This window comes from Flavobacterium sp. LMO8, assembly GCF_009495755.1.
Lineage (GTDB): Bacteria > Bacteroidota > Bacteroidia > Flavobacteriales > Flavobacteriaceae > Flavobacterium.
Genome location: NZ_WIBJ01000017.1, coordinates 1 through 8248, shown reverse-complemented (window position 1 = coordinate 8248; position 8248 = coordinate 1). Strand labels below are relative to the sequence as shown.

Here is an 8248-nt window from a genome sequence, read left to right as displayed (position 1 = left end):
CGTTGTGTGCAACATATTTTCCGAACTTACGCCGAAAGCTTCTCTCCTATTTTTTCCGAAAGAAATTAATTAAAATTGTTACCGAAAAATCTTGCGTGACAATTGAAAACCGAACCAAACTTTGTCGATAAACTTTGTGCTGAAATTACGTTTTCGGGAAAATCCGTTGTGAAATTAAAAACTGAAACTAAACTTTGCGTGAAAATATGCTTTGCGTGACAACCCAAACTTTGCCGAAAAACTTTGTGTTGAGTTTTTTTAAGTTCCGAAAATATCATGCAGCACACAACAGCGGTTTAAAAATATGGCTAGTTTCGGGAATTTTTGAAATGGCGCAGTTGCTAAATTTAAAGTTTTGTGTATATTTGTGAAGGCTTGGTGTTGGGTTTTAGCCACATTTTTAAGCCTCAGAACGTTGGCAGTAATTTTTAGACAAAAAGGAAGAGTTTAAGTACTCAATTGAAATTATTAATTTGAACATAAAAACATGAAAAAAGACAAGATTATATCAAAAACAGAAGATTTAGTTTATTTAATCTTATCAATTCTTGCTATTTTATTTATCATTATTGAAACAGTAGATTTGTTTTATGTTTTTTATAAAGAGGTAAGTAGATTTTCATTTTCAAGTGAAAGACCATTGGGTCTTTCTGGTGTTCCAATCTTCTTTAATATTTTAATTACTCTTGAAATATTAGAGACATTTAAATATCATCACAATACCATATTAAGTAAAGTGAAAATTATTTTACTAGTTGCTATCACGGCAATAGTAAGAAAAGTTATCACCTTGGATATTAAGCACTCAGAACACCTTATACTTATTGGTATTGCCGTATTAATACTTTCTTTTTGTATAGGATATTATTTTTTATCGAAGAAAGAAAATGTTAAATAGTATTAAAATATTTATCTTTAAAACTAGTGAAAATGAAAAATAAATTTAAAAAATTAATTGCCATTCATTTGGCATTACTAATGGTTAGTACTAGTGCATATCCTTGCACAGGAATTACTCTAAAATCTACTGACGGAGGTGTCGTTGTTTCCCGCACCGTTGAGTGGGCGCTAAACGATGCCCAGCATAACAAGATTTTAGTTGTACCTCGTAATAAACAATTCGTTGGTCAAACACCCGAGGGATATAACGGTAAAAAATGGAAGGGGAATTATGGATTTGTAACCCTTACAGCTTATGGTCAGCCATATGGTCCTGATGGTTTAAATGAAGAAGGACTATACGTGGGAGTATATTATCTGCCTGACTTTGCTGAATACGCTATTTACGATAGTACAAAAGCTGAAAATTCAATGAGCGTAGGAGATTTAATGCAATGGATGTTGTCATCGTTTAAAACAGTAGATGAAATTATTGACAATTTAAATAATGTTATTGTCGTAAATGTAGACAATAAAGAATTTGGCGGTGCAGCACTTCCTTTTCATTTCAAAATTGTTGACCCAAGTGGTAACAGCAAAATAATCGAAATAGTTAACAATGGTGAAGTAAAGGTTTATGACCCGTATATTGGTGTAATTACAAATTCTCCTACTTATGATTGGCATTTAATTAATCAAAGAAATTATCTTAGTCTTTCAACAAATCCGAATAGTCAAATGAGCTTTGATGGTTACAATTTAAAGCCATTGGGCGGAGGTTCCGGATTGATTGGCTTGCCAGGTGATTTCACTCCACCATCAAGATTTGTTAGAGCAGCTGCATTTACTGCTTCATGTCGTCCTTTAGAAACAACCCTTGATGCCGTTTTCGAATCGTTTAGAATATTGGATAACTTCAACATTCCATTAGGAGCTCAAGTGCCAAAAGAACATTTACCTACTGATATAGTTAGTGCAACTCAAGTAACTTCTGCATCTGATTTAAAAAACAAAGTGTATTATTATCATACAATGTGGAATAGGCAGATTAGAAAAATTGACTTAAACACAATTGATTTTGCTACAGTAAAAGAGCAAATAATTGATGATGATGAATTGAAAACAAATACTGTTAAAGATGTAACACCCAAATTAAATAGTAAAAAGAAATAAAACTACTGCCAACAATGTATATAAAAAATAGGCGAAACAGTAGTAAAATCAAGGCTTTTGCCTCGTATCAAAATTTGTGTTTAACCGAAAGTTTCGTGCTTCGTAATCGCCTACTTTTCATATACTAACCGTTGGCAGAAATGCCCAGAAATCGAAAAGAAAACTATAAATTAAAAATCACATTGTCAATTAAAAAACAATAAGAATCACATAGTATCGATAAATTTTTCAAATTAATAAATTTAATTAAAAGACATAAAATAGATTTTATTTTAAATCGCCAAATTATATATTTAATCAAAAAGTTGCATTTGTAACTTAAATTCAGCAATTAAAATCTAACAATATTAAATAAATAAAGAATGAAAATAAAAGTATTTATAGTTTTTACATGGTTTATTCTTAATCCAATTTACGGACAAATAAACTTTGATGAAAAAGTCAACATTTATGATGTTGATTCGTTAAGTAATAATGTTATCTATGACGATTTTGATAATGATAATGATATTGACTTAATAAAATATGTTACCTCTAACGACAGAAATGTTTTGCTTCAAAAAAATGAAAACGGCGATTTAAATGCGACATTACCAAAGTTTATATCGAACGGTGTAAGTCCAATTATCTCCTTGGATATAAATAATGATAGCTATCCGGATTTAATTACTTATCATTCATTCACCACCATTGGCGTTTTAATTAATTTACAAAATGACACTTTTGGTAATGAACAAACGTTGATAAATTTTTCTGGCTCGTATACTATATCACCAATTAAATTCGATTATAACAGCGATGGATTTATTGACTTAATCGTTAGGGATAATCAGGATAACGCCTATGTGCTACTAAACAATCAGAATGGTGGTTTTTTATCTCAACAATTTTTATTTGCATTGGGTAGTCCTTTTACCTCCATTTACAAAATTGATGATTTTGATAATGATGGGGATTTTGACTTATATATTTTGGGTAATCCTAACTTGAAAATCTACATAAACAATAATGGAAACTTCGTTAATCCACCTGCACTGAATATAGCCGCTGCACCTTTTAAGGAATTTGGAATACTCGATGTAAACGGAAACGGATATAAAGATATCTTATATTGGAAAAATGGTGCGCTTTGGGTTAAATATTTTGGCTTAAATACAACTACTAATCAAATTGTGGTTTTAAATGACCTGCCTGCTATACAAAATATCCCATTTTACACTAATTCCAATAATAGTCGCTCTGTGTATATAAAAAGTATAAGTCCAGGCATCTACGATGTATACGTTGCTTTAGAATCAACACAAAATCAATCCAATATTCATAAATTCACTATTAATAATGGAGTTTTTAGTACGGCAGAAATTGTGTTACCTAACTTTAACATCAATGTATTTACCCTAAATAATTATATATTTTCAGACCTTAACAATAGTGGAAATGTTGATTTCTTATTTTCTTCAAATTTCAATTCCCAAAATATGCTCCTTGTAAATTATGATATTGATAATTTATCTGACAAGACAATCTGTTATCAACAAACTATTCACACAGATAATTTCACTGTAATTGATATGAATGGCGATGGTGAAGAGGATGTTTGTATCGGGCAACAAAACGGATTAGGTTATTACAAAAAGATGGTTAATAATCAACATAGTGCTATAAAAAATATAATAGGTGTAATGTCGAACCCGAATGCAGCTTCGTTCACTTTGAATTATATCATGGATTTTGATAATGATGGTTTGGGTGATGTGATTGATTATAGCGATTCTGGTATGTACGCAAAAGTTTTTAAGAATTTAGGAAACGATAATTTTTTATATGTACAAAGCATCTCGATTCCTGTTTTAACATCAGGAATGTATTTTGCAGATATTGACAACGACGGGTTTAAGGATTTGCTTTTTCAAAAAAATCCTTTTACAACTGGAAATGAACTCATGTGGTCAAAAAACAACAATGGTAGTAACTTTGGAAACGTTCAACCAATATCTTTTAATTATCCAAATACTATTGAAACCACTTCTCTGGCTTTTGGTGATATTAATAATAACGGTACTTCTGATATACTAATGCTAAGTAATTATTATTCTAATAATTCATTCAATTATGAAATAATTTTAATTGAAAATCAGAATGGTATTTTCTCAGCTACAAGTATAGCAACTTTAATAGACAATTATAGTGGTGGAAATATTAAAATAAAAGATATAGATCAGGATGGCGATTTAGATTTTTTTGTTTTCGACATAAATTTAAAACCTTTTTTATTCTATAGAAATGATGGACAAAATAATTTTTTCAAAATTATTATTGAGAACATAAACATTCATGATATAGAGTTTGACGATAACGATGGAGATGGGAAATATGAAATCTATGCAACGAATTATAACTCAAACTCCTACTCAAGCGATATTTTTTATTATAAAACATCCAACTTTACAAATTTTGCAAAATTTCAAATCGACTCATTCGAAACATACCATCAATCAAGAGGAGATCTATTATTATTTGATTATAATGGTGATAATAAAAAAGATTTATTTGTCAATAAACCAAATTTTGTTAGTGGTCAGGTATCTGTTTACATCAATGCTTCAAATACGCTTACTGTAAATGAAATTACTAATGGTTTAAATTTAAAGATTTATCCTAATCCATTTACGGATACTATTAATTGGACTGGCGAAAATAATGTAAGTTACAAATTGCAATTATTTACATTTGATGGTAAATTTATACATGAAGAGAAAACTTTAAATAATAAAATTGATTTTTCATTTTTAGAAAGAGGAATTTATTTATTAGTTATTGAAAACCTGAATTTGCATTCTAAAAGTACTTACAAAATAATTAAAGAATAAAATACAAATAACTACAATTTTGTTTTTAAATTTTAGGTGCAAAATTTTAATTAAAAATCTAAATTATACAAAAGCACTATCTGCCAACAGCGGTTTTAAGAAATTGGTCTTTTTGGGCTTAATTTAAAGTGTGTTTTGTACTTTTGATTTTCGATGTTTAATCGAAAGTTTCAGGTTTACAAATCCCCAACTTCTTAAAGCCGCAAAACGTTAGGGGCAAGTTGGCTGAACGAAACGGATAAGACAAAAAAGTTCATATAAAAACAAAAAGCGATGGACAAAAAATTAAAAAAAATAATACAGATTTTCATTTTACTCATCCTGCCAATAGCATTGTATGCCCAAAAAGATGTGACACAATTTCTTGACATTCCTGTTGATGGATTCAAACCCGAAATGATAAAGAAATTGAAAACTAAAGGATATACAATTAACCGATATAGTGAAGATATTTTAGATGGCGAATTTAATGGGACAGATGTTAATATAGGTATTGCTACAAATAATAACAAAGTGTGGCGAATTGCTGTTATGGATGCCAATTACACAGATGAAACAAATATTAAAATCAGATTTAATAATCTTATCCAGCAATTTATGAATAATGAAAGATATGTTGCTGAACCAGATTCAATAATCGCCAAATACACTATACCTAAAGAAGAAGATATATCCTATGAGATTACAGTCAATAAAAAAAGGTACCAAGCTGTATTTTATCAAAAATCTGTGGAATTTGACACTTTGACTAATGACGAGATACGTAAAATTTTTAAAGAAAAAGATAATAGTGAAACAAGAAATGCTGTAGAAGAGTTAATTGAAGGAAACACAGAAAATGAGGAAATAATATTAGAAATAATTAGAAAAACTTTTAATAGATTAAACAGCTTAAATAAATCAGTTTGGTTTATGATTGATGAAAAATACGGAGAATATCGCATTCTAATGTTTTATGAAAATGAGTATAACAAAGCTAATGGAAGTGGACTATAAAAATAAACCGTTAGACTATTAAGAAATAGAAAATATAAAACCTGCCCCTAACAACGGCTATAATTCATTGCTTCTGACTTTCCTCTCGGAAAGTCCTCGCAAATTTGCTATCTTCGGTTTACGGCGGAAAATCCTTGCGGATTTTTACGCAACGAAACCATAGCCAAACACGTTATAGCGCATTTAAACAGACAATAACATAATGAAGATAACATCATATATATTAACAATTTTAATTCAGTTTTTATCACTCTTGACACTTAAACTACTTGACAATTTTTATTTAGTAATATTAATATTTATTACTTGTCTTGTAAGTGGACTTTTAATAAAAACTAATAATTCGACAAAATCAAAAACAAAGGAAATTGGATGGGGTTTATTATTCGGTTCATTAACCTCATTAGCTTTGACAATATTATTCATTATTTGGTTGTCTTTTAACTTTCCCAAATAGAAATGAAGTAAGAAATTAATCAAATAAAATCTTGGTCGGAATATTGGAAAATATTTGACAAATTAATTGATTTACTAAAATCAGACGAAAGAATAGACATTATCTATGAATTTAAAGAGGCACAGAAGCATGTCAACGGATTAACAGATGGTTGGTATGAATTAATGTTAGCATTTAAAAAATCATTAAACGCCAACAAACAGTATATGACAGAATAACAAAATTACATTGCCGACTTTTTATTAACCACTCTAAGCAAATTGTTAACGAACAGATGAGAAAAAAACGCACTATAACAGCGGTTTAAAAATATGGCTAGTTTCGGGATTTTTTGAAATGGCGCAGTTGCTCAATTTAAAGTTTTGTGTATATTTGTGTTGGCTTGGTGCTGGTTTTCGCCACATTTTTAAGCCGCGAAACGTTGGCAATAATTAAATATGATAAAAATGAAAGCATCCACTGTATTGATTTTAATCCTTTCTCTACTCATTTTTGACTCATGCAAAAATCAGCCGGAAAATAAAATAACAAAAGAAAAAGCAGCACCTGCAGAATTGGAATCTGAACAGAATAAAACATCAGCAAGCATAGAATTCCCAATTATAGAAACCAATTTGACACCCTCCGAAAGAAAAATTAAGATTGAAGGCGTATTAGGAAAGATAAATGAGCGATTACCTGAATTTGAAAAAAAATCTAAATCATTGACTTTAAATGAAGTTCAAAATACTCCCGTGGATATTTGGTATCAAAATGGAATACCCATAAAAATTGAGCACGGAGTCACGGATGATTCGGGAGAATTCAGTGGTAAATTTACCTATTATTTGAGCCAAGGAAAAATATGGTATTCAGAACAAATATACGCTCGATACTTATTTGAAAATGATGCATTAAAATATTGGATGGATGAGGGATGGAATATAAATGAAATCCCATCTGAGGCTATGAAGACTCGAGGAGATGATTTAACCAGAATAATTAGTTATTTGGTGGATGAGATGAAAAAACAACAATAAAATAAACATTAGGGGAGAGCTACTGCTCATAAACAAACCGTTGGCAATAATTAAAAAACAATAAAAATGAAACACTTAAAAAAAGTCTTAATAACCCTAGTTGTAGCATCAACTATAATCGCCTGTAAGAACGAAAAGGAAAAACAGAATTCAGAACCAATCGAAAATAACGCTGATTTAAGCACGGAAAAGCCTATTGCTGAGGATCAAAAAATTGGATTTCAAAAAACCTTGAGCTTACAGAACATAACATTTGAAATAAAAGCGAGTGGAGAAGGATCTATTCAGCAGCTTTCCATTCAACCAGAAGGTTTGGAAATAGATAATCAAAAAATAACTCTTGAAATAGAAGGACAAGTTACCAATGCAGAAATTGAAGATTTAAATTCGGATGGATCTCCAGAAATCTTGATTTACATCGTTTCAGCAGGAAGTGGTAGTTATGGAAACGTCATTGGTTATTCCGTGAATAATAGAAAATCAATGAGTCAAATTTACTTCCCTGACTTATTTGATAACAAAGAAGCTAGCAGTGGCTATATGGGGCACGATGAATTTGCTATTATGGAGACCACTTTAGTAAGAAGATTTCCAGTTTACAATGAGGGTGATACAAATAACAATCCAACAGGAGGTTTACGTCAAATAGGATATAAATTAAAAGACGGTGAAGCATCCAGAGTTTTTGAAATAGGTAAAATATATGATTTTGATCAATAAAAACTATTGCCAACAAGGTATAAAAGCAATAGCGGTTTGGGAGTAATCTCAAACCGCTTTTTGCTTTTAATTAAGTATCTTGTTTTCGAAAAGGTAGTAGCTTTTAGACCGCTACTGCTCTTATACTAACCGTT

At 30.2% G+C, this 8248-nt stretch carries 6 protein-coding genes; all 6 read left to right on the top strand.

Annotated features, from left to right (window positions below; genetic code table 11):
- The first annotated feature begins 487 nt into the window (after positions 1 to 487).
- The 6 genes from GFJ94_RS02805 to GFJ94_RS02780 all read left to right on the top strand — a co-directional run bounded on the left by GFJ94_RS02805 (position 488) and on the right by GFJ94_RS02780 (position 8114).
- The gene (locus tag GFJ94_RS02805; RefSeq protein ID WP_153200076.1) at positions 488 to 898 is read left to right on the top strand and encodes a phosphate-starvation-inducible PsiE family protein; all 411 of its coding nucleotides are present in this window, start codon (positions 488 to 490) and stop codon (positions 896 to 898) included.
- Between the two features lie 68 nt (positions 899 to 966).
- Complete coding sequence (locus GFJ94_RS02800; RefSeq protein ID WP_238989426.1) at positions 967 to 2052, top strand: linear amide C-N hydrolase; 1086 nt, start codon at positions 967 to 969, stop codon at positions 2050 to 2052.
- 362 nt (positions 2053 to 2414) lie between these two features.
- Positions 2415 to 4922 (top strand): T9SS type A sorting domain-containing protein, encoded by a 2508-nt coding sequence (locus GFJ94_RS02795; protein ID WP_153200074.1) that lies wholly within the window; start codon positions 2415 to 2417, stop codon positions 4920 to 4922.
- 273 nt (positions 4923 to 5195) lie between these two features.
- Positions 5196 to 5918, top strand: a complete 723-nt coding sequence (locus tag GFJ94_RS02790) for a hypothetical protein (protein WP_153200073.1) — start codon at positions 5196 to 5198, stop codon at positions 5916 to 5918.
- A 903-nt stretch (positions 5919 to 6821) separates the two neighbouring features.
- Entirely contained in the window at positions 6822 to 7394 is a 573-nt protein-coding gene (locus tag GFJ94_RS02785; RefSeq protein ID WP_153200072.1) for a hypothetical protein, read from the top strand.
- Positions 7395 to 7460: 66 nt separating this feature from the next.
- Positions 7461 to 8114, top strand: a complete 654-nt coding sequence (locus GFJ94_RS02780) for a PliI family lysozyme inhibitor of I-type lysozyme (protein WP_153199824.1) — start codon at positions 7461 to 7463, stop codon at positions 8112 to 8114.
- Positions 8115 to 8248 lie beyond the last annotated feature (134 nt).